A 21,320-nucleotide genomic window follows, 5' to 3' on the forward strand; every position below is an offset into this window, starting at 1 on the left:
GCCCTATAAAAAAATCCAAAAAGTTTCTTAGTTAAATGTGAAAAACCGATAAACAACATATCAAAAAAAGATGTATCTTTGTGCGCATTAAAATAATAACCCTCTTTTTATTATTAGTATGCACGAGAAAATCATTATTCTTGATTTCGGTTCACAAACCACACAGCTTATTGGTCGCAGGGTCAGAGAGTTAAACACTTACTGCGAAATAGTCCCGTATAACAAATTTCCTTTCGAAGAAGAAAATGTCAAAGGAGTAATCCTTTCGGGTAGTCCCTTCTCTGTAAATGATGATAGTGCTTTTAAACCTGATCTCAGTCAGATTAGAGGTAAGTATCCTATTTTGGGTATTTGCTATGGTGCACAATATCTTGCATATTCTTCGGGTGGCAAGATTGAAAAAGGTGATTCACGCGAATACGGTCGTGCTCATTTGACAAAAATAGAATCAGGACAGTTGCTATTTGATGGTATATCGCAAGGTACACAGGTGTGGATGTCGCATGGTGATACAATCACTGCTTTACCTGCCGATTTTGATATTATTGCCAGCACAAGCGATGTGGATGCTGCTGCTTATAAAATAAACGGAGAATCTACATGGGCGGTACAATTTCATCCTGAAGTTTATCATACTACCGATGGTACACGTTTACTAAGTAATTTCCTTAACATCTGCGGATGCCAAAGAGATTGGAGCCCTGCATCGTTTATCGATTCTACGGTTGCTGAATTGAAGCAACAAATAGGTGATGATAAAGTGATTCTTGCTTTGTCGGGAGGCGTTGACTCGTCTGTTACAGCAGTATTGTTGAATAGAGCAATAGGTAAGAATCTTACTTGCGTATTTGTAGATCATGGTCTTCTTCGTAAAAACGAATTTGAAAATGTTCAAAGAGATTACGAACATTTGGGGCTTAATGTAATCGGAGTAAATGCAAAGGCTCGTTTCTATAAAGAATTAGCAGGAGTAACCGATCCCGAAACAAAACGTAAAATAATAGGAAAAGGCTTTATCGATGTATTCGATGAAGAAGCTCATAAACTGAAAGATATAAAATGGCTCGGACAGGGAACTATCTACCCTGACATTATCGAGTCGTTATCTATTACCGGAACGGTAATTAAATCTCATCACAATGTTGGTGGTCTTCCCGAAAAAATGAACCTTAAACTGGTTGAACCTCTTCGTCTGTTATTTAAAGATGAAGTTCGCCGTGTAGGTTTAGAATTAGGAATGAAGGATCATCTTATCAAACGTCATCCATTTCCGGGACCTGGTTTGGGAATACGTATTCTTGGAGACATTACCCCTGAGAAAGTGGAAATTATTCAGAATGCGGACGATATTTATATTAGCATGCTTCGCGAATATGGTCTTTATGATCAAGTATGGCAAGCCGGAGCTATATTATTACCTGTACGCTCTGTTGGTGTAATGGGAGACGAACGAACTTACGAAAATACAGTTGCTTTACGTGCCGTAACATCTACGGATGCTATGACTGCCGATTGGGCTCATTTACCGTACGAATTTTTAGCAAAAGTATCTAATGAAATTATAAATAAAGTGAGAGGTGTAAACCGTGTTGTTTACGATATCTCGTCTAAACCGCCTGCTACTATCGAGTGGGAGTAATTTAAATTAAATGCGTACACTACAAGAGCTTGTTAACACAGAAGATTCGGGTTGGACATACATCAAACAGTGGATAGATGTATCTAAAAATAAAGTTGAAATTTTGCCATGTGATCTTCCAAATGCGAAAGATGCTTTATACAAAACTCAGGTTTCAACTAAATCATTGATGGGTGCTGTTATCTATCATACAGGAGGTTTGTTGATCGATCATGGATGGATTCGTATTTTAGGATCCGGTTGCAAGTTGTTGAAGCGTTCATTGCCTGATTGGAACAAGGGTAAAACCTTTTCGGAATTTGGCGAAATTGCCGGTTATCTCCTGATTGCTGACGATGCTATCGGTGGATTCTATGCAGTAAATGGAGGCTATTTGGGTAACGACGCAGGAAATATATATTATTATTCTCCCGATTCGCTAGAGTGGGAAGCGATGGAGATCGATTATAGTCAGTTCTTATTATTCTGTTTCGAAACAGATATGAACGAATTCTATGGGAATCTTCGTTGGAAAGGCTGGAAAGATGATGTGAAGGAATTGAAGCCCGACTATTCATACAGCTTTTATCCATTCTTGTGGACTAAAGAAGGCAGAGACATTAACAAAGTATCACGTAAAGTACTTCCTGTAGAAGAAGTGTATAACTTCAATATGGAAACAGGATCAACATTAAAATAAAAACACCCGACAATTTATATGGAAGCTAGCAAAGGCGCAGTAGATGAAATTATTCAACCGATAATGAAAACCGATCTTATCTATCAGATAGAAGATAGACCACCTTTCAAAGAATCCATATTTGTCGCCCTGCAACATCTATTGGCCATTTTTGTGGCTATTATCACTCCTCCGCTCATTATAGCAGGAGCTTTAGGATTGGATACTGCCACTACGGGCTTTCTTGTGTCGATGGCATTATTAGCATCGGGTATTTCTACGTTTATTCAGTGCAGACGTTTCGGGCCTGTTGGCTGTGGTTTGCTTTGTGTGCAAGGAACAAGTTTTTCGTTTATTGGAGCATTAACTTCTAGTTTCGGTGGAATGGGTGTTGCTGCATTGCCTCTTATTTTCGGGGTATGTATTGCCGGAGCCCCTGTTGAAATTGTAGTTAGCCGCTTGTTGAAATATACTAAAAAAATAATCACACCTTTAGTGTCTGGAATTGTGGTAACCATGATCGGCCTCTGTCTGATTAAAGTGGCTATCATATCTTGTGGTGGTGGTGATTATGCAATGAAGACAGGTACGTTTGGTAGCATGCAGAATCTGGGATTGGCAGGATTAGTACTAATCTCGATTATCATATTAAATAGCATTAGGAATAAATATATCCGAATGAGTTCTATTATTATAGGACTTCTGATCGGTTATGTTGTAGCCTATTTCATGGGTCGCATAGACTTTTCAGAATTAGGCGGATTGGGTATGATAAATATACCAACACCATTCAAATATGGATTGGGTTTTGATATATCCGCATTTATAGCTGTTGCTTTGATTTACTTCATTACCTCTATCGAGGCGTATGGTGACATCACAGCCAACTCTATGATTGGTGGAGAACCGATTGAAGGACCAAAATTTCTAAAACGTGCGCAAGGTGGTGTTTTGGCTGATGGAGTAAACTCAATGATTGCCGGTGTATTCAATTCTTTTCCGAACTCTATTTTTGCGCAGAATAATGGTTTGATTCAGTTGACCGGTGTAGCCAGTCGTTACATTGGTTACTATATAGCCGGATTCTTAGTTATACTAAGTGCTTTCCCTTTTGTAGGTGGGGTGTTTTCTCTTATGCCCGAACCCGTGTTAGGCGGTGCTACTCTATTGATGTTTGGTACGGTTGCCGCATCGGGAGTACGAATTATTGCCTCGCAGGATATTAATAGAAAGGCTATTCTTGTTTTAGCTGTGAGCTTTGCTTGTGGATTAGGTGTAGAACTAGTACCGGGTATCTTAGATCAGATGCCATCATGGATTAAAGGAACTTTTTCTTCGGGAATAACAACAGGTGGTCTTGTTGCCATCATTGCAAATGTTGTTATCCGTATTAAAGAATAAAAAATATATTGTTATGAAATTATTAAAAGATCGTATTCTAAAAGACGGAAAAAGTTTTGATGGAGGTATTCTCAAAGTAGATAGCTTCATCAATCATCAGATGGATCCCATTCTGATGAAATCAATAGGAGTAGAATTTGTGCGTAGATTTGGAAATCTACCGATAAATAAAATAGTGACGATAGAAGCCAGCGGTATAGCTCCTGCTATTATGCTTGGCTATTTGCTAGAGTTGCCTGTAGTCTTTGTGAAAAAGGCGATACCTAAAACAATGGAAAATATGGTAACCACGGTTGTTCATTCTTTTACTAAAGGGACTGACTACAATGTATGTGTTAGCCGTGACTTCCTTAATTCGAATGATAAAGTAGTTTTCATCGACGATTTCCTTGCAAATGGAAATGCTGCCGTAGGCATCAATAATCTGGTGAAAGAAGCCGGAGCTGAGCTATTTGGAATGGGTTTTATCATAGAAAAAAGCTTCCAAGATGGAGGTAAAAGATTACGAGAACTGGGTATCCGTGTCGAATCTTTGGCCAAAGTGAAAGAACTTGGTGATAATAGAATCATTTTTGAAGATTAAATAATGGATAAGACCATCTTCTTTGCACCGGATATACTTACCAATCCCGAACTTCCTGCTGAGGAGGCTTTGCATTGTGTAAAAGTGTTGCGGATGAAAGAAGGGGATGCTATTCTTGTTACTGATGGGGGAGGACATTTTTTTGATGCTTCTATTATTCAGGCACACCCTAAGCATTGTATCGTAAATATTGAGAAGACAATAGATCAGCCTAAATCGTGGGGTTTCGATCTGCAAATTGCTTTCGCTCCAACCAAAAATATAGATCGCGTAGAATGGTTTGCCGAAAAGGCGACCGAGATAGGCATTGATCGCTTTTCTCCATTGCTTTGTCAGCATTCTGAACGTAAGGAAATTAAATTGCCTCGTATCGAAAAGATACTTGTTTCAGCTATGAAGCAATCGCAGAAAGCAATTTTACCTCAATTGGATGAAATGACTCCTTTCTCTAAGTTTATTAAACAAGATTTCACAGGGCACAAATTTATTGCGCATTGCTACCCACAAGATAAAAAGCTGCTGAAAGATGCCTATAAAAAGGGTGAAGCTGCTCTTATTCTTATCGGCCCCGAAGGTGATTTCAGCGAAAAAGAAGTAGCAGAAGCACTTCAAAATGGGTTCGAGCCTATCTCTCTAGGCGAAAGTCGCTTACGGACAGAGACGGCTGCCCTAGTGGCTTGTCACACACTGCATGTGTTAAACTCCTGATTATTTCTTAATGAAAAAGCCGATACAATGTTTTGTATCGGCTGATCTAATATATTACGGGGTGATTATTTCTGTATATAACTTTGTAATGCTTTTACGTATTTATCGAAGGCATCAACCCCATGAGGTGTTATTTTACAGACAGTGCGTGGTTTTTTACCATCTATAAATTTTCTTACATCAATATATCCGGCTTCATTTAGCTTATCTATCTGTACGCTCAGATTTCCTGCCGTAGCTCCCGTTTTTTCTCGAATGAATACAAAGTCGGCTTCATCGATTGCCAGCAGCAACGACATGATTGCCAACCGAAGTTGGGAGTGCAATAAAGGATCTAGGTCTTTAAACATTTTATTCGGCTTTACGGTTTAAGAGTTGCCCCGGTATGGCAAACCCTGCTATGAACGCTGCTGCTAAGATAATGAATTGAATACTTCCGTTGCCGGTGCAATAGCTGCCAATACAGAGAAGTACTCCAATCCAGAATATAGCTGCCCCATAAAAATATGGTTTGAATCGGCAGGCGGTTGCAGTTGCATATTGTGCCAATCCAGTCAAAGTGAGTATAATCGGAGTAATAAGCAGAGGGAGATATGCTGCATTTATAATGGCAGTTGTTCCGAATATGACTAATAGCAGTACTATTATAGAATATCCGTATGCTCTCCATATTGCACCGATAATTTTGTCAATATGGGTTTTAACCAAAGCTTGTTTGTCTTGTTTCTTTGCAATACATACATTGATAATAGACATTGGGATCATAAGTAACCATATCCAGTACGATTGATTTGGATTTGGGAGAGTGTGAACTAATATTAAGTTCATAATGGCTACAACAGCAACTGAGTATCCTACAAATATGACTCTGTTTGCTGTCTCTTTTCTAAAGTTGTTTCTTGCCTGCGAAATCATTTCGTTGATCAATGTCAAGCTTTCTTGTCCGTTAAATTCTTTTTCCATAACGATATTTATTTAATTGTATAACAATATTATATTGCAAATATAAACTAGTTTATAATATAAACCAAATTATACTGTAAATTGTTTTGATATAGAGCAAAAAAATAAAAATAGGTAATAGTACATTTTAGAAAATATGCCTATATTTATGATCGAGTTTGAGAAAATCTAATTTTTGTAACCTTAAAAGTTAATTATGAAGAATCGATCTTTAGGTATTGCTGCGTTTCTGGTATGCATGCTTTTTATTTCGTCGAAGACATTTGCACAACAAATCAAAAAGGATGTGTTGTACAAGATTCAAAGTCCGTCTGGTCTGGTTTTAGACAATAAATCAAAGACCACAAATGAGGCTGGTATCTTTCTAAGTAAAAGCTCTAATAGTGCAAAGGGGCAGTATTGGAAAATCACAGCTCTTCCGAATGGTTATTATACAATATCCAGTCCTTTCAATAATAAAAGTATAGACAATAATAATACTGTCGAAGGTAATGGGAATGCTGTTATTCAATGGGATACAGACAATGGTAACCGTAATCAGCAATGGAAGTTTGCAGTTACCGGTACAGGAGCCTATATGATTACACATCCGGCAAGTGGTATGAATCTTGCTTTTACGGGTGACGATGATGCCGGAACAGCTATTTATCAGTTACCAAATGCATCACAATTATGGATCTTGGTACCGACCAGTATGCAAGCGCCCAAAGAAGATAAGAAAACGAAACGGGGTAATACAGAATGGGAGGACGAAACGATCTTTGCCGTTAATAAAGAGCCCGGTCATGTTACATATCATGTGTATCCAACTGTAGAAGCATTAAAAGCAGACAAAACATTCGATAAGCCTTGGGAAACTCCTACTTCTTCGTATTATTTATCTCTGAACGGTAATTGGAAGTTCAATTGGGTGAAACAACCATCCGAACGTCCAACCAATTTCTATAAGATGAATTATGATGTATCGTCTTGGAAAGAGATACCTGTTCCATCCAGCTGGGAAATGCAAGGTTACGGCACACCTATATATACGAATATAACATATCCGTTCAAAAATAACCCTCCTTTCATTCAGGCGCAAAAAGGATATACCAATGAGATAGAAGTAAATCCTGTCGGTTCATATCGCAGAGATTTCTCTGTTCCTGCCGATTGGGATGGCAAAGAAATCTTTCTTCATTTCGACGGAGTATATAGTGGGATATATGTTTGGATAAATGGAACTAAGGTTGGATATAGCGAGGGTGCTAATAATGTAGCTGAATTCAATATTACTAAATATGTGAAGCCGGGCAATAATACGATTGCTGCTGAAGTCTATCGTTGGACAGATGCCAGCTATATCGAAGATCAGGATATGTTCCGTTTAAGTGGTATTCATCGGGATGTTTTTGTTTTTGCAACGCCTAAAGTACATGTGCGTGACTACTTCTTGCAGTCTGAATTTGCAGGCGATGATTATAGTTCTGCTATTTTCAAGACAAAGGCATATGTAAAGAATTATGATAGCAAAACATCGCAAGCTACTACATTAGATATTACGTTACTCGATCCATCGGGGAAAACTGTGGATACAAAGTTGTCGCAGGCTGTCGTAGCTTTGAAAGGCAATGAAGAATGGAATTATGATTTGCAAGCTAAAGTAAATAATCCATTATTGTGGTCTGCCGAAAAGCCCAATTTATATACAGTAATTGTTACTCTTAAAGATAGTCAGGGCAAAGTGTTGGAGGCGATGTCTTCTAAATTTGGATTTCGTAAGATTGAAATAAAAAACAAGCGGGTTTATATTAATAATGAGCAGATATTCTTTAAAGGTGTGAACAGGCATGATACACATCCTGTATACGGCAAGGCGGTAGATGTTGAGTCGATGATGACCGATGTCTTGATGATGAAGAATCATAATATTAATACAATCCGTACAAGCCATTATCCGAATAGTCCTAAAATATATGCAATGTACGATTACTTTGGATTATATACGATGGATGAGGCGGACCTCGAAAATCACGGGAATCACTCTATAAGCAATATGCCAAGCTGGATTCCGGCTTATGTGGATCGTATAACAAGAGTTATTCAACGCGACAAGAATCATCCATCTGTTATCTTCTGGTCGCTAGGCAATGAGGGTGGTAATGGAGATAACTTCGATGCAATGTATAAAAAAGCGAAAGAACTGGATCCTTCGCGTCCTATTCATTATGAAGGAAAAAATGAGTTAGCAGATATTGATTCTCACATGTATCCTGATATCGACAGAATGACCCGTTTCGATCAACAAGATTCAGACAAACCGTATTTCTTGTGCGAATATGTTCACTCGATGGGTAATGCGCCCGGTAATCTTGTCGATTATTGGAATTATATAGAGAATTCGCAACGTATGATCGGTGGCTGTGTATGGGATTGGGTGGATCAAGGGCTAACTAAATTCGGAGAGTCTCCTACACGTTTTTATTTTGGTGGTGACTTCGGTGATAAACCAAACGACTTCGATTTTTCATGTAACGGTTTGACAACGCCTGATAGAAGAGTTACAGCAAAACTGTTGGAAGTGAAAAAGGTGTATCAGTATATTAAATTTAAACCGATTGCTTTGGTGAGCGGTAAAGTTGAAATTGAAAACCGCTATGACTTCTTAAACTTAAATGAATTCGACATTACATGGGAAGTTTTAAAAGATGGAGTTAAAGTTGAATCGGGATCGTTGACATCGCTAAATCTGGCTCCCAATGAGAAAGAAATCGTGACAATACCATTTAATAAGAAACTAGAGGCAGGTAAAGAGTATTTCTTAAATATATCTTTCTCTCTTAAAAACAAAAATGTTTGGGGGGAAGCAGGGCATGTTGTTGCTACCGAGCAGTTTGCATTGAATAGTCGCCCAGTTGTGGCTGCTGTCGATCAATCTTCATTGCCAGCTATTAATGCAACGACTCAAGGTAATAACTTGATTATAAGTAGTAATGGTTTCAGAACAGTATTCGATATGGAAACTGCTGTTATGACTTCGTTACAATATGACAATAGAGAAATGGTCCATAATAATAACGGATTATCGCTGAATTGGTATCGAGCTATAAATAATGACAAATATGTAGATCAGAGTTACCATGAAACTACTTATGATAAACCGCTATTCAGCTATAAAGTTGATGATAGTAATAAATCAGTTACCATTGTAACGAGTATCAATGCAACTATCAATAGTGAAAAGCCTGTCGTGATTCCATATCTCGTGAAATATGTTGTCTACTCCAATGGCGTAATAGATGTAGATGCTAACTTCACTAAGCCTGTCAATGGAGGCATTGTTCACCGTTTAGGTTTGCAAATGGTATTGCCTCAAGGTTTTGAGAAAGTACGCTATTACGGAAACGGACCTCATGAAAATTATTCGGATAGAAAACAATCTGCTCTCGTAGGATTATATGAAACTACGGTGAAAGGCATGGAAGCTGAACATTATGTTCGAGCACAAAGTATGGGTAACAGAGAGGGTATAAGATGGATTACCCTTACTGATGATAATGATCGTGGATTGAAGATCACATCGAAAGATCGTATGAATTTCAGTGCATTACATTTCTTGGATAAAGATGCGTGGATTGCTTTACACGATTTTGAACTGGATAATATTCGTAAACCGGAAATTTATTTGAATCTTGATTGCATACAAGAAGGTCTAGGTAATGCAAGTTGCGGTCCTATTACAATGGAGAAATACATGATCCCTGCTAACAAAGTTCTTAGCTATTCGTTCCGTTTGGAACCTGTTAAATAAACCTATTATAACTAAATACTAAAGAGGGTGATGTTCAATTTTGTTTGAATATCACCCTTTTAATTAGATGGGGGAAGATAGTCTTTTTGCTATTTCGGAATAAAACAAAAAAGCTATATCTTTGTTATAAGTACAATAAATAGTTTACGTTGTTGTTCAAAATTACAGCAAGTTATTATTACTTTACATGCAGAAATAATAAGTAGGTATTTACCTTGATTATTCGGTTTACAACTAAAAAAATCACGAATGGATTATTTTAATTATAGAAGACGAGTGTCTTCTGAAACAAGAATTGGTGATACACCACTCGGCGGTAACAACCCGATTCGTGTACAATCGATGACTAACACAAATACGAACGACACAGAGGCCAGTGCCGAGCAGGTAATAAAAATTATAGAAGCCGGAGCAGATTATGTGCGACTGACAGCACAAGGTGTACGCGAGGCTGAAAATTTGCGAAATGTAAAAGAACTGATAAGAAGTAGAGGCTATAAAGCGCCACTTATTGCTGATATTCATTTCAATCCGCGTGCAGCAGAGGCAGCAGCAAGGATTGTAGAGAAAGTGCGTATAAATCCCGGTAACTTTGTAGACAGGGTGAAAACTTTTGCAACATTTGAATATACGGACGAAGAATATGCTTTGGAAATAGAAAAGATAAGGGCAAAGCTTATACCGCTATTAGATATATGTAAAGAGCATAAGACTGCTATGCGTATAGGTGTGAACCACGGTTCGCTCTCTGACCGTATAATGAACCGTTATGGCGATACTCCCGAAGGCATGGTTGAGTCATGTATGGAATTTTTGCATATTTGTTTGGATGAAGGCTTTAAAGATATAGCTATATCTATGAAGACGTCCAATACTGTGCTTATGACAAAAGCCGTTCGTCTATTGATTTCTCGTATGGAAAAAGAAGGATTGAACTTTCCCCTACATCTTGGAGTAACTGAGGCGGGTGACGGTGAAGATGGGCGTATCAAATCGGCTGTTGGTATAGGTACGCTTCTTTCGGATGGTATTGGTGATACAATTCGTGTATCGCTTAGTGAAGACCCCGAACTGGAGGTTCCTGTTGCTCGCAAGCTTGTAGCATATGTTGGTCAGAAAGTCGGTCATCCCGAAATAAAGGCAGAGGTATATCCGGGATTCTCGCCATTTTCTACCGATCGAAGAAAAACTTATGAGGTAGGGAATATTGGTGGAGACAAATTACCTGTCGTAATTTCTGATCGTTCGAATGGTAACTTCGAGTTGAACAGCCATTTTTTACCTGACTATATTTATGTAGGTAGTGAATTGCCGGTCCAAGCACCAAAAGCTATACCTTCTATTATTGATGTAGCAGGCTGGAAGGGTGATGTAAATTCTTACCCACTATTCGATGCTGCTAATTGGAGAGATATCTCAAGTAATAATGCTAAAATCAAATTCTTAAGACTTTCATATCCCGAGCTGAATAATGATATTATTGCTCTTCTGAAATCAAATCAGTCGATTGTTATTATTCTGACTACTGATCATATTAATGGGGTGGGTGAGCAACGCGCTTTCATCCATACACTTATGAATAATGCCTGTGATACACCTATTATAGTAAACCGCCGATATAAAGAAGATGAGGCAGAAGATATACAGATAAAAGCCGGAGCCGATTTTGGTACAATCTATTTGGATGGATTTGGTAATGGTATTCTGATGCAGAATGAAGGTAAACTGGACCAAAAGAGTATTGATGCTTATATGTTCGGTATTTTGCAGGCGTCTCGTATCCGTACTAGTAAGACTGAATATATCTCTTGTCCTAGTTGTGGACGAACATTATTCGATCTTCAAACGACCGTTGCCCGTGTAAAAGAATCAACAGCACACCTTAAGCACCTGAAGATTGGTGTTATGGGCTGCATTGTAAACGGACCGGGCGAAATGGCTGATGCCGATTATGGATATGTAGGGGCTGAAAAGGGTAAAATATCCCTTTATAAAAAGAAAGAACTGATAGAAAAGAATATCCCGTCGGAAGAAGCTGTCGACAGATTAGTGCAGTTAATCAAGTTAAATGGAGATTGGGTAGAACCAAAATAACTCTTGGAGTACTATATATAAATTGAAAAGGGTAGGTGTTTTAATAAACATCTGCCTTTTTTATGTGTGAGTAACATTATTTAGCAGCAAGAATGTTAATTATCTCACTATTTAATATAATTTTGTCTGTCTTCTATTATAAAAAGACAGTTAGTGTTGACCTAATTGAACTATAAAACAACAACGAATGAAAAAAATTATTCTAATCCTGATTTTTATAAGCAGTGTAGCTTATCTTAATGCGCAGGAAAATTGCAAATGGGTTGATCCCAAATGGAGAAATTTCCAATTCCCCGAGATTGAATTTACTAACATGGCAGAAGGAACAGAGGGTTCTGATATCTACAAGCGTATTGTGCCTGATGCAGTACCTTTTATTCAGCAGCATGCTTTGTGGGTAGCCCAAACACTTTACTGGTCAGACCAGGATTCTATTCCTAATATAGAGAAAATCAAGTATACACTTGAAGATAAAGACGGAATTTCAGCAAAAGGTGGTCAGCCTCCTGTTATCAATATATTCTATAGTTCACGCTGGGTAGAAAAATCGGAATTAGCCCAAGGTGACGAAAAGGTTCTTTACGAAACGCGCGGTGTATTATATCATGAACTTACTCATGGATTTCAGCTTGAGCCACAAGGAATAGGTGGTTACAAGCAAGGAACAGAGTTTTGGGTATTTATAGAAGGTATGGCCGATGCGGTGCGTTTTCATAACGGCTTTTTTCCTGTAAGCGATCGTAAACCGGGCGGTAGCTGGATGGATGGATACCGCAAAACAGGTTATTTCTTAGAATGGTTGACTTGCAAAGATCCCGATTTCTTACGTAAGTTTAATAAATCAGCCCTGGAAATTATTCCATGGAGCTTCGATAAAGCGATGAAACATGTGCTTGGTGAGCAGCATACGACAGATAGTTTATGGTCAGAATACCAAGATTTTTTGATCAAGAGTCAGAATTAAGGTAATATTAATTTATATAGATGAATAGCTCCACAATGTGGAGCTATTTTTTTTATTCCATATAGTACATATTTACAGTTATTTATAATTTAATTTGAATTTTTTTTGAAAAAAATGTTTGGAAAAGTTTTGTATATTAAAAAGAGTGTATATATTTGTGGTGCACTAATTAACTAATACACCAGTTCATTAGTCTTTTGTTTAAATATTAACAACATAAAAATATCAAATTATGAAAACTAAAACATTTATCTTAATCGCAGTTCTTTTTTCTTCAGTAAGCTTATTTTCTCAACAACGTGGAACAATAGTTTACAATAATATAGACAATACAGGTTCTGTAACAACAAAAGAATGCATCGCTGTCGATAAACAAACATTGGCTCCTTTGACTAAATCAACTTATATTTTTGATGCTGACGGAAATAAAATAGAGAAAGTTGTATATACCTGGAGTAATTCGGGATGGGTCGCTAAGCAAAAGAATGAATACCAGTGTGCCTCAAGCAATCAGCTTGCAAGTTTGATCTATACAGAATGGAATGCGGAAAAAGGCGAATGGTCTGATAAATCGGAATACTTGCTTCATACTTATAACGATGGTGGAGAATGGGTTGCTACAAGCCAAATGCGTATAGATAATACCATAACCAATCTCGTGACCGAAAAATAATTTAGTCTTTTGATGTCTTTTAATTGAAATTCTTTATCAAAAACTGTAACTATTGGTATCTAACATCGTCATATATGTAAAGAGCAGAAGGATGCTGTTTTAATGAAAACGATTTAATAATGAACTCTAAAAAATACGGTAATGAAAGTAAAATTAATAATACTAGTCGCAGTACTTTTTTTCTCAATAAGTTTATTCTCTCAGCAAGAAGATGGAACTATAGTTTACAACAACTTTGATAATACAAATTCAGGATCTACAAAAGAGTATATAACTGTAGATCAAAGGACATCGACTCCGTTGAAAAAAGTTACACACCTGTTTGATACTGCCGGAAATAAATTGGCAAGAACCCTATATGCCTGGACTGATGAAGGATGGATTGGTACTCAAAAAACAGAATTTGTCTATAACAAAGACAATCAGGTCGCAGCTATCCTTTATACAAAATGGGACTCAAAAAGATATGCTTGGTCTGACAAATCTGAATACGTAATCTATGCCTATAACGACAGGCATGAGTGGGTAGCAGAGAGCCGTATCGAAGTAAATTCAAATGGTACGGATATGGCCGGGATATCGACTTCAAGATAAGATTGATGATAAGTTTAGTTAATTAATAGCCCCTTGGTGATCGTGAGATTGTTAAGGGGTTACTTCTTTATAATATCCATATAATACGGTGGTTAACCAATTTAATTTATTAACCAGATCTGGTCTATTTTTTAAATATATAGTTGTGAATCGTTAAATTTTATTAGATTTGCATTTGTTATTATACACAAGAGTTCCATTTGATCGTCAAACTATGAAGTTGTTTGTCAGTTTACTCAACAGTTTTTCAGACACCTTTTATAATTCATATTACAGCTATGAAAACATTAATATTCAGAAAGAGAAAAGGCATTTTCGTATTTATGCTCCTATTAATTTCTCTTTTTTCTTGTAAAGACAATAAAGAATCACTCGATTTACTGTCACAGGCCCAAGGGATAATGTATCTAAAACCTGATAGTGCGCTTATCTTATTAGACTCTATTAAATCTCCCGAATCTTTGAGTAAAAATAATTACATGCAATATGTAGTCGCAAATGTTCAGGCAAAGTACAAAAACTATAAAGATATAACTTCCGATACCCTTATTTTCGTAGCTAGAGATTATTTTAAGAAAAAAGATGATGATCCCAAACAAATAGCTTTAGCCACTTTTTATTCAGGAGCTTACTTTTATGAAAAGGGTTCTGTTCGGGACGCAATGGCGGAGTATCTTAAAGCAGCAAAGTACGCTGAAGAATCGAATGATTTGCATCTTAATGGGTTGATTCAGAGTTCTATTGGTTATCTGTATCTTAAGGAATATGTATATGATAGTGCTGTAGTCCGTTATGAACGAGCACTAGAATACTATAATAAGATTCCAAACAGTGATTCAGTGATTGTTCGTACTTTGTGCTCACTATATACAACATGTACTGTTGCTAAGCGGTATGAAAGTGCAGATATGTATTATACCAGAGGCCTTGCAATAGCCAAGCAAATGAAAAGTAAATATTATGAGTATATGTTGGACTGGCATATTGGCCTCGCTCTTGCCCAGAGAGAAGAGTATGATAAGAGCAGATATTACCTTCGAAGAGCCTTAGCTTCTAGTTCTAATGCTCAAGACTCTTTGAAACTTAGACTATCTTTATCCAGATTGTATTTAGATGTGGATCAGTTGGATTCTGCTCGTTACTTTGCTGAACCTCTAAAAGATAAAGTTTCACAATTATCTGACATATCGACGAAGATGAGGATTTATTCTGTTTTGTCCAGATTAGAAGCAAAACAGGGAAATTATAAAGGTGCCTATGATTATCTTGTTTTAGATCAAAAGATGTATGAAGCACTAAAGGAAAAGCAGCAATCTTTGGGGTTGAGGGAGATAGAGAAAAAATATGATCTTTCTGAAAAAGAAAAAAAAATGCTTGAGCTGCAAATGCGGGAATATATTATTGGATTAGTTGCATTGTTAGCTATATTATTGCTAATAATAGCAGTACTCGCTATAAGGGTTATCCGGAATAAACATAGACTGGAGAAAAGGAATAATGCATTCTTAAATAAGCAAATGAAAAATATGATGTATCTGAATAGTATATACAAAAATATTGCCGAAGAGTCTGCCGCTTTTGAGAAAGAGATAGAAGCACTATCCATTACTTATGGCATAAAAGAAAAATCGAAAGGTTATGAACAAATACGTACTTCATTGAAAAATATGAAAAAAGAAACTGAGCAACGTTTGTCGGAACTGACTTTTGACTATATGGAAACACAATCTGTGCACCCTAAAATACTATCGACGCTTAACTCAGCTGATTTATTATTCCTCTCTCTTAGCTATTGTGGTTACGAGACGAAAGATATTTCCATCATTATGGGTGTAAAACCTCATGCTTTGCAAATGAGAAAGTCGAGATTAATTAAAAAATTGCAAGAAATTAATATTTCGGACACTCGTATATCGTCTTTTCTTGAATAAATTACCCTCACATAATCCTACATTTGTTTTGGTAGTTGTCACAAATATTTAATAACAGAATCATATCTATTTAATTATTACTTATATAAAAAATAAATACTTGTCACATTTTATAGTGGGTATTGTTTTGTGAATAACTTCTACATACTTTTGTAGTGAACGATAAGCAAAGTTGAATTTGTTTAATGTAAGCTAACACCTTTTTAGTATTAATATAATATTAGCCTAGAATTTAAATTACATTAAATAAATTTAAACATTAAACAGTAAGCTTATGAAAACAAAGAAAACAAAAAGTTGTTTACTATTTATAATATTAGTTACTTTTTCTATAACCGGGTCTCATGCTGTAGCTAATTCTTTCTATTCTGATATTGAATATAATGTTAGCGACGAAAGAAAGAATATAGATTGCATTGATGACGGCAATTCAGCTCAACCCCGTTCGCTGGTAGAGCAAGCATTTAAAGGTTATTATATAGTAGGTGGATATGCTGAAATAACATTCAGAGTTAATTTGAATACAGTTTCAGTAACAATAGCAGGAGATAATGGATTTGTGGTTTACGAAGAGTCGGTAAACGCAGCAATCAAACCTACTTTAAATATTGATATATCGAATTATCCTATAGGTTCTTATCGTCTTTCTATTGTGGGGGAGAATGGAGCTAGGTATTATGGGAATTTCGTAATCGATTAAAAAGAACATTTTGAGTTTAATCATGGTGATGATTTATACTTACAATAAATAAATAAAGTCAGTAAATCCTTTAGATAAATAGATGCTTAACTTGTTCATAGTTGTAGTGTTTACAATTTGGATGACAGTCTATTTTTCTATTATTTCTAGGTAAGGTGTTTTTAATGAAGAGTTCGCAAACGTCGGTTTGTGGACTCTTCTTGATTTTAGGCAAATCGGAACAATATCACATACTTAGTTGTTTTAACTCTATATTTACTAATAAATAAACATTATGGGAATTATAGGTTCGATAATTATAGGTATTCTTGCCGGTTTTCTTGCCGGGAAGATATTCAAAGGAAGAGGTTTCGGTTTGGTTGTAAATTTGATAGTTGGTATACTTGGTGGAGTAATAGGTGGTTGGCTGTTCAGCCTTTTGGGGCTGAGTGTTAATGGGACTATCGGTTCGTTGGTGACAGCAACTATAGGAGCACTTGTGTTGCTGTGGATTGTTTCCTTATTTAAAGGTAAATCGAACGTGTAATATAACTCTTCATACATACAAAAACGGCGATAAGGATATCCTTATCGCCGTTTGTTATATGTGATTATATATTTTAAGCTTCCGCTTCTGCTGTATCAATACTCTTCCAAGTCAATGCAGCAATAGCAGCGCCGAGAAACGGCGCAACGATAAACAGCCACAATTGAGATAGCGCCTCACCTCCTTGGAATATGGCCGGTCCTATACTACGGGCTGGATTTACCGAAGTGCCGGTGATTGGGATACATACAATATGTATCATGACCAATGTTAGACCTATCGCTATACCTGCAAAATTATTCGGTGCGCCTTTCGATGTTGAGCCAAACACTACGAGTAGGAATATGAATGTAAATACTGTTTCTGCTACAAATGCAGGAAGCAGGTTAGTATAACCGTTAGCGCCAGTAAGTGTTGTGGTCGAGCCTGAGTCCCTGGCCAATACATACAGTATGGCAGAGCCGATAATCGCACCTACCACTTGAAAGATCATATACATTCCGGCATCTTTCGCCGATATTTTCTTTGCAATAAGCATTCCTAGTGTGATAGCAGGATTGATATGACATCCCGATATTTTGCCTATGGCATAGACCATCGCTACAACAGATAGTCCAAAAGCAAAGGCTACGCCTAGTGTGCCTACGGAGGCAAAAGGTTGAGCTGCTCCGGCGAACACAGCGCTACCGCATCCAATAAGGACAAGAACCATTGTTCCTATCATCTCAGCAATGTACTTCTTCATTTTTGTTTGATTTAATTTAATTAAACGTTTCATGAATCCTTAAAGCCAATAACATCAATGCGTTATTGAGTTTCTCTTTGGAGAATAAACATATATTTAGATATTTTTGTTCATATAAATATTCCTTAATATATTCATCGTCATTATTTTAAATTATATATAGTGTCGATTGTGGTGAAATAATGTTAAACATTTGGTATAGTCGAAAAATATACTTTCATTTGCAAATAGTTTCTGCTAGCAAATAATATTATATGGAACCAATTTGTAAATTAAAAGATATATATAAGGCGCTTTATCAGTTTGAAAAAGACTTTTCAGATACCAATAGAATTACGATCAACGAAGGTGTAGTGCTTTGCTGCCTGAAAGATGGTAAGTCTAAGTCGGCTAACGAGCTGTGCGATTTTGTCGGGTTGTCTAATTCGAGGGTTTCGCGTGTAATAAATACCGTGGAAGCAAAAGGATATATCAGCCGTGAAATGGGAGCAGTAGATAAACGCCAGATGATTTTTACATTGACTGATTCAGGTAAAGAAAAAATAAAAGAAATGTTGAGTAAAGAGATGGATTTTTCAGGATTAACAGCTCAGATTTCGAAGCTAATGGAATAAATTCCATTTTTTTTATTCAAATGATTGCTAATAACAAATATATACAATAACAAATGATTAAAATATTAATAATCGGAGGTGTGGCAGGAGGGGCTACCACTGCAGCCCGTTTAAGAAGAATGGATGAAAAAGCTCAAATCGTTTTATTCGAAAGGGGTGAGTATGTTTCTTATGCCAATTGTGGTTTACCTTATTATATCGGAGGAGCAATAACTGAAAGAGATCGGCTTTTTGTTCAAACAGCCGAAGGGTTTACCAAACGGTTCAATATAGATATTCGTGTAAAATCGGAAGTGACCGCAATCGATTTGAAGAATAAGTCCGTTAGAGTTCACAATCTTTCTAAAGATGAGATATATACCGAAAGTTACGATAAGCTTGTTGTGTCTACGGGTGCAGAGCCGATAAAACCGCCGATAGTAGGGATTAATGATAAGCGCATCTTTTCTTTACGGAATGTTCCCGATATGGATCAGATAAAAGAATACATCGACAAGTATCAACCGAAAAAGGCCGTTGTGGTTGGTGGTGGATTTATCGGTCTTGAGATGGTCGAGAATCTGCACGAGGCAGGATTGGAGGTTTGTGTAATCGAAAGGGCAGATCAAGTAATGGCGCCAATCGATTTCTCAATGGCTTCGATTGTTCATCAACATCTCAAAAGTAAAAATGTGGGATTGCTGCTAGATGAAAATGTCGTAGAATTCAAATCGGAAGGTGATGAAATAAAAGTCTTATTGGAGAGTAAGAAAGAAGTCGTAGCCGATATGGTTATACTGAGCATTGGCGTTCGCCCAGAAACTAAGCTTGCAAAAGAAGCCGGATTGGAAATCGGTTCACTGGGAGGAATCAAAGTAGATGAATATTTGCAGACCTCAGACGAGGATGTGTATGCTTTAGGAGACGCTGTAGAGATTTTCAATCCCATAACAACGAAACACTCGCTGATCCCTTTAGCGGGTCCTGCGAACAAGCAGGGGCGTATTGTGGCCGATAATATAGTGGAAGGCAATCACCGTAAATATAATGGAACTATAGGGACATCCATTGCTAAAGTATTCGATCTTACTGTAGCTGCTGCCGGAGCATCGTCAAAATTATTAGAGAGGGAGCAGATTGCTCATCTTTCGTCCTATACACATGGTAGTTCACATGCAGGTTATTATCCTAATGCATTGCCATTATCTATAAAGATAAACTTTTCACCCGAAGATGGAAAGCTGCTTGGTGCGCAAGTTGTCGGTTTTGATGGAGTCGATAAGCGTATCGACTTATTCGCTCAGGTAATTAAGAATGGAGGAACGATATATGATCTGCAAGAAATTGAGCATGCTTATGCTCCGCCCTTTTCATCGGCGAAAGATCCTGTTAATATGGCTGGTTTTGTTGCGGAGAATATATTAAAAGGAAAGGTAAATATTATTCATTGGCAGGATATTAAGAAGCTCGATTCATCAGAGTATATGATTATCGATTCCCGTACCAAGGAGGAATACGAATTTGCCCATATAAAGGGTGCTGTTAATATTCCTGTTGACGAACTGAGGAATCATTTGCCTGAATTACCAAAGAATAAGAAAATTGTATTTTACTGTGCTGTGGGATTACGCGGGTATTTAGCTTCTCGTATTTTATTGCAGAATGGATTTTTGCAAGTTTATAACCTTTCAGGTGGGTATAAGACCTATTCGTCTGCAATAGAAAAACAATCAACAGATACGATTTTCAGTAAAAATAATAAAGACAAAAAAATGATTAATATAAAGAAAGATATAAAAACAATTACGATCGATGCTTGCGGACTGCAATGCCCTGGTCCTATTATGCAGTTGAAGAAAAATTATGATCAGATAAATGACGGTGATCAATTGGAAATAAAAGTAACCGATCAGGCTTTTGGTGAAGACTTGAAAGGGTGGTCAAGAATGGTTGGAGCAGAAATTATCAGTCTGGGTAATGTAGGTGGAATAATTACAGCTCGCATAGAGAAAGCATCTAAAAACCAATCGGATAGGGATGTAAAATCGGTAGGTGATAATAAAACGATGGTTGTCTTTAGTGATGATCTCGATCGTGCTTTGGCATCTTTCGTTATTGCAAACGGGGCAGTGGCTTCGGGCAAAAAAGTAAGTATGTTCTTTACATTCTGGGGATTGAATGTTATAAAGAAAACGAATAAGCCAAAGGTATCGAAAGATATAATGGGCAAAATGTTTGGTATGATGCTACCGTCGAGCAGTAAGAAACTAAGTTTGTCGAAAATGAACATGGGTGGTATGGGCAGTATAATGATGCGCCGTATTATGAAAAAGAAAAATATAGAAAGCCTCGAAACATTGATGCAGCAGGCTATCGACAATGGCGTTGAAATGATTGCGTGTTCTATGTCGATGGATGTGATGGGCATCAAACGTGAAGAACTTTTAGATAGGGTAACAATTGGAGGTGTAGCAGCTTATCTTGACCGTACAGATCATGCAAATACAAATTTATTCATCTAAAAAAGAAAGGATTGAAAATGGAAAAAATGATTGAAATTTTGAAACGGAACTGGCTATATCCTGTCGGCGCTATTATTGGTGGGGTTGGCGGATACTTATACTGGTTCTATATAGGATGCGAGAGTGGCAATTGCTCTATTACATCTTCTCCAATAAATAGTGTTATTTGGGGAACTATAATGGGGGTATTGTTGTTCAGTATATTCAAAAGGGGAGATAATAAATAATTAGAAAGG

At 37.0% G+C, this 21,320-nt stretch carries 19 protein-coding genes; 16 read left to right on the forward strand and 3 right to left on the reverse strand.

All coding sequences use genetic code 11. From position 1 onward, the window contains the following. The first annotated feature begins 118 nt into the window (after window positions 1–118). The 5 genes from guaA to G7Y57_RS11360 are packed head-to-tail and all read left to right on the forward strand — an operon-like array spanning window position 119 to window position 4,989. Window positions 119–1,639 carry a glutamine-hydrolyzing GMP synthase gene (guaA, locus tag G7Y57_RS11340; protein ID WP_165024021.1) on the forward strand — a complete coding sequence of 507 codons (1,521 nt, stop codon included), beginning with the start codon at window positions 119–121 and terminating at the stop codon, window positions 1,637–1,639. A gap of 10 nt (window positions 1,640–1,649) precedes the next feature. Further along, window positions 1,650–2,318: a DUF2625 domain-containing protein gene (locus G7Y57_RS11345; protein ID WP_165024023.1), complete on the forward strand. Its 669-nt coding sequence runs from the start codon at window positions 1,650–1,652 to the stop codon at window positions 2,316–2,318. 18 nt (window positions 2,319–2,336) lie between these two features. Beyond that, complete coding sequence (locus G7Y57_RS11350; RefSeq protein ID WP_165024026.1) at window positions 2,337–3,698, forward strand: nucleobase:cation symporter-2 family protein; 1,362 nt, start codon at window positions 2,337–2,339, stop codon at window positions 3,696–3,698. Between the two features lie 13 nt (window positions 3,699–3,711). Then, window positions 3,712–4,281 carry a xanthine phosphoribosyltransferase gene (gene xpt, locus G7Y57_RS11355; RefSeq protein ID WP_165024028.1) on the forward strand — a complete coding sequence of 190 codons (570 nt, stop codon included), beginning with the start codon at window positions 3,712–3,714 and terminating at the stop codon, window positions 4,279–4,281. Window positions 4,282–4,284: 3 nt separating this feature from the next. Beyond that, window positions 4,285–4,989: a 16S rRNA (uracil(1498)-N(3))-methyltransferase gene (locus G7Y57_RS11360; RefSeq protein ID WP_165024030.1), complete on the forward strand. Its 705-nt coding sequence runs from the start codon at window positions 4,285–4,287 to the stop codon at window positions 4,987–4,989. Window positions 4,990–5,054: 65 nt separating this feature from the next. Here G7Y57_RS11360 and G7Y57_RS11365 read toward each other — a convergent pair whose 3' ends face one another. Both G7Y57_RS11365 and G7Y57_RS11370 read right to left on the reverse strand, forming a co-directional pair. Next, window positions 5,055–5,339, reverse strand: coding sequence for a winged helix-turn-helix domain-containing protein (locus G7Y57_RS11365; protein WP_165024032.1), 285 nt, complete (start codon window positions 5,337–5,339; stop codon window positions 5,055–5,057). Window position 5,340: 1 nt separating this feature from the next. Beyond that, window positions 5,341–5,952, reverse strand: a complete 612-nt coding sequence (locus G7Y57_RS11370; protein ID WP_165024034.1) for a hypothetical protein — start codon at window positions 5,950–5,952, stop codon at window positions 5,341–5,343. A 196-nt stretch (window positions 5,953–6,148) separates the two neighbouring features. Here G7Y57_RS11370 and G7Y57_RS11375 point away from each other — a divergent pair, with 196 nt between their 5' ends. The 8 genes from G7Y57_RS11375 to G7Y57_RS11410 all read left to right on the forward strand — a co-directional run bounded on the left by G7Y57_RS11375 (window position 6,149) and on the right by G7Y57_RS11410 (window position 17,224). Further along, window positions 6,149–9,742: a glycoside hydrolase family 2 TIM barrel-domain containing protein gene (locus tag G7Y57_RS11375; protein ID WP_165024036.1), complete on the forward strand. Its 3,594-nt coding sequence runs from the start codon at window positions 6,149–6,151 to the stop codon at window positions 9,740–9,742. Window positions 9,743–9,991: 249 nt separating this feature from the next. Next, complete coding sequence (locus tag G7Y57_RS11380; protein ID WP_165024038.1) at window positions 9,992–11,836, forward strand: 4-hydroxy-3-methylbut-2-en-1-yl diphosphate synthase; 1,845 nt, start codon at window positions 9,992–9,994, stop codon at window positions 11,834–11,836. A gap of 187 nt (window positions 11,837–12,023) precedes the next feature. Beyond that, window positions 12,024–12,800, forward strand: coding sequence for a basic secretory protein-like protein (locus tag G7Y57_RS11385; protein WP_165024040.1), 777 nt, complete (start codon window positions 12,024–12,026; stop codon window positions 12,798–12,800). A gap of 232 nt (window positions 12,801–13,032) precedes the next feature. Then, the gene (locus tag G7Y57_RS11390) at window positions 13,033–13,473 is read left to right on the forward strand and encodes a DUF3836 domain-containing protein (protein ID WP_165024042.1); all 441 of its coding nucleotides are present in this window, start codon (window positions 13,033–13,035) and stop codon (window positions 13,471–13,473) included. 141 nt (window positions 13,474–13,614) lie between these two features. Beyond that, entirely contained in the window at window positions 13,615–14,067 is a 453-nt protein-coding gene (locus G7Y57_RS11395; RefSeq protein WP_165024044.1) for a DUF3836 domain-containing protein, read from the forward strand. Window positions 14,068–14,345: 278 nt separating this feature from the next. Further along, window positions 14,346–15,998 carry a hypothetical protein gene (locus G7Y57_RS11400; protein WP_165024046.1) on the forward strand — a complete coding sequence of 551 codons (1,653 nt, stop codon included), beginning with the start codon at window positions 14,346–14,348 and terminating at the stop codon, window positions 15,996–15,998. A 274-nt stretch (window positions 15,999–16,272) separates the two neighbouring features. Next, window positions 16,273–16,698: a DUF3244 domain-containing protein gene (locus G7Y57_RS11405; protein WP_165024048.1), complete on the forward strand. Its 426-nt coding sequence runs from the start codon at window positions 16,273–16,275 to the stop codon at window positions 16,696–16,698. 274 nt (window positions 16,699–16,972) lie between these two features. Beyond that, on the forward strand, window positions 16,973–17,224 hold the full coding sequence (locus G7Y57_RS11410; RefSeq protein ID WP_165024051.1) for a GlsB/YeaQ/YmgE family stress response membrane protein: 252 nt from the start codon (window positions 16,973–16,975) through the stop codon (window positions 17,222–17,224). Between the two features lie 73 nt (window positions 17,225–17,297). Here G7Y57_RS11410 and G7Y57_RS11415 read toward each other — a convergent pair whose 3' ends face one another. Further along, window positions 17,298–17,969, reverse strand: coding sequence for an MIP family channel protein (locus tag G7Y57_RS11415; RefSeq protein ID WP_165024052.1), 672 nt, complete (start codon window positions 17,967–17,969; stop codon window positions 17,298–17,300). A gap of 254 nt (window positions 17,970–18,223) precedes the next feature. Here G7Y57_RS11415 and G7Y57_RS11420 point away from each other — a divergent pair, with 254 nt between their 5' ends. From G7Y57_RS11420 to G7Y57_RS11430, 3 genes are read left to right on the forward strand one after another with little or no spacing between them, the layout of a single operon-like run. Continuing rightward, window positions 18,224–18,583: a MarR family winged helix-turn-helix transcriptional regulator gene (locus G7Y57_RS11420; protein ID WP_165024055.1), complete on the forward strand. Its 360-nt coding sequence runs from the start codon at window positions 18,224–18,226 to the stop codon at window positions 18,581–18,583. Window positions 18,584–18,639: 56 nt separating this feature from the next. Then, complete coding sequence (locus tag G7Y57_RS11425; protein ID WP_165024104.1) at window positions 18,640–21,084, forward strand: FAD-dependent oxidoreductase; 2,445 nt, start codon at window positions 18,640–18,642, stop codon at window positions 21,082–21,084. A gap of 17 nt (window positions 21,085–21,101) precedes the next feature. Next, complete coding sequence (locus G7Y57_RS11430; RefSeq protein ID WP_410492643.1) at window positions 21,102–21,311, forward strand: hypothetical protein; 210 nt, start codon at window positions 21,102–21,104, stop codon at window positions 21,309–21,311. Window positions 21,312–21,320: the final 9 nt, after the last annotated feature.

It is taken from the genome of Dysgonomonas sp. ZJ279 (assembly GCF_011039205.1).
Classification (GTDB): Bacteria; Bacteroidota; Bacteroidia; order Bacteroidales; family Dysgonomonadaceae; genus Dysgonomonas.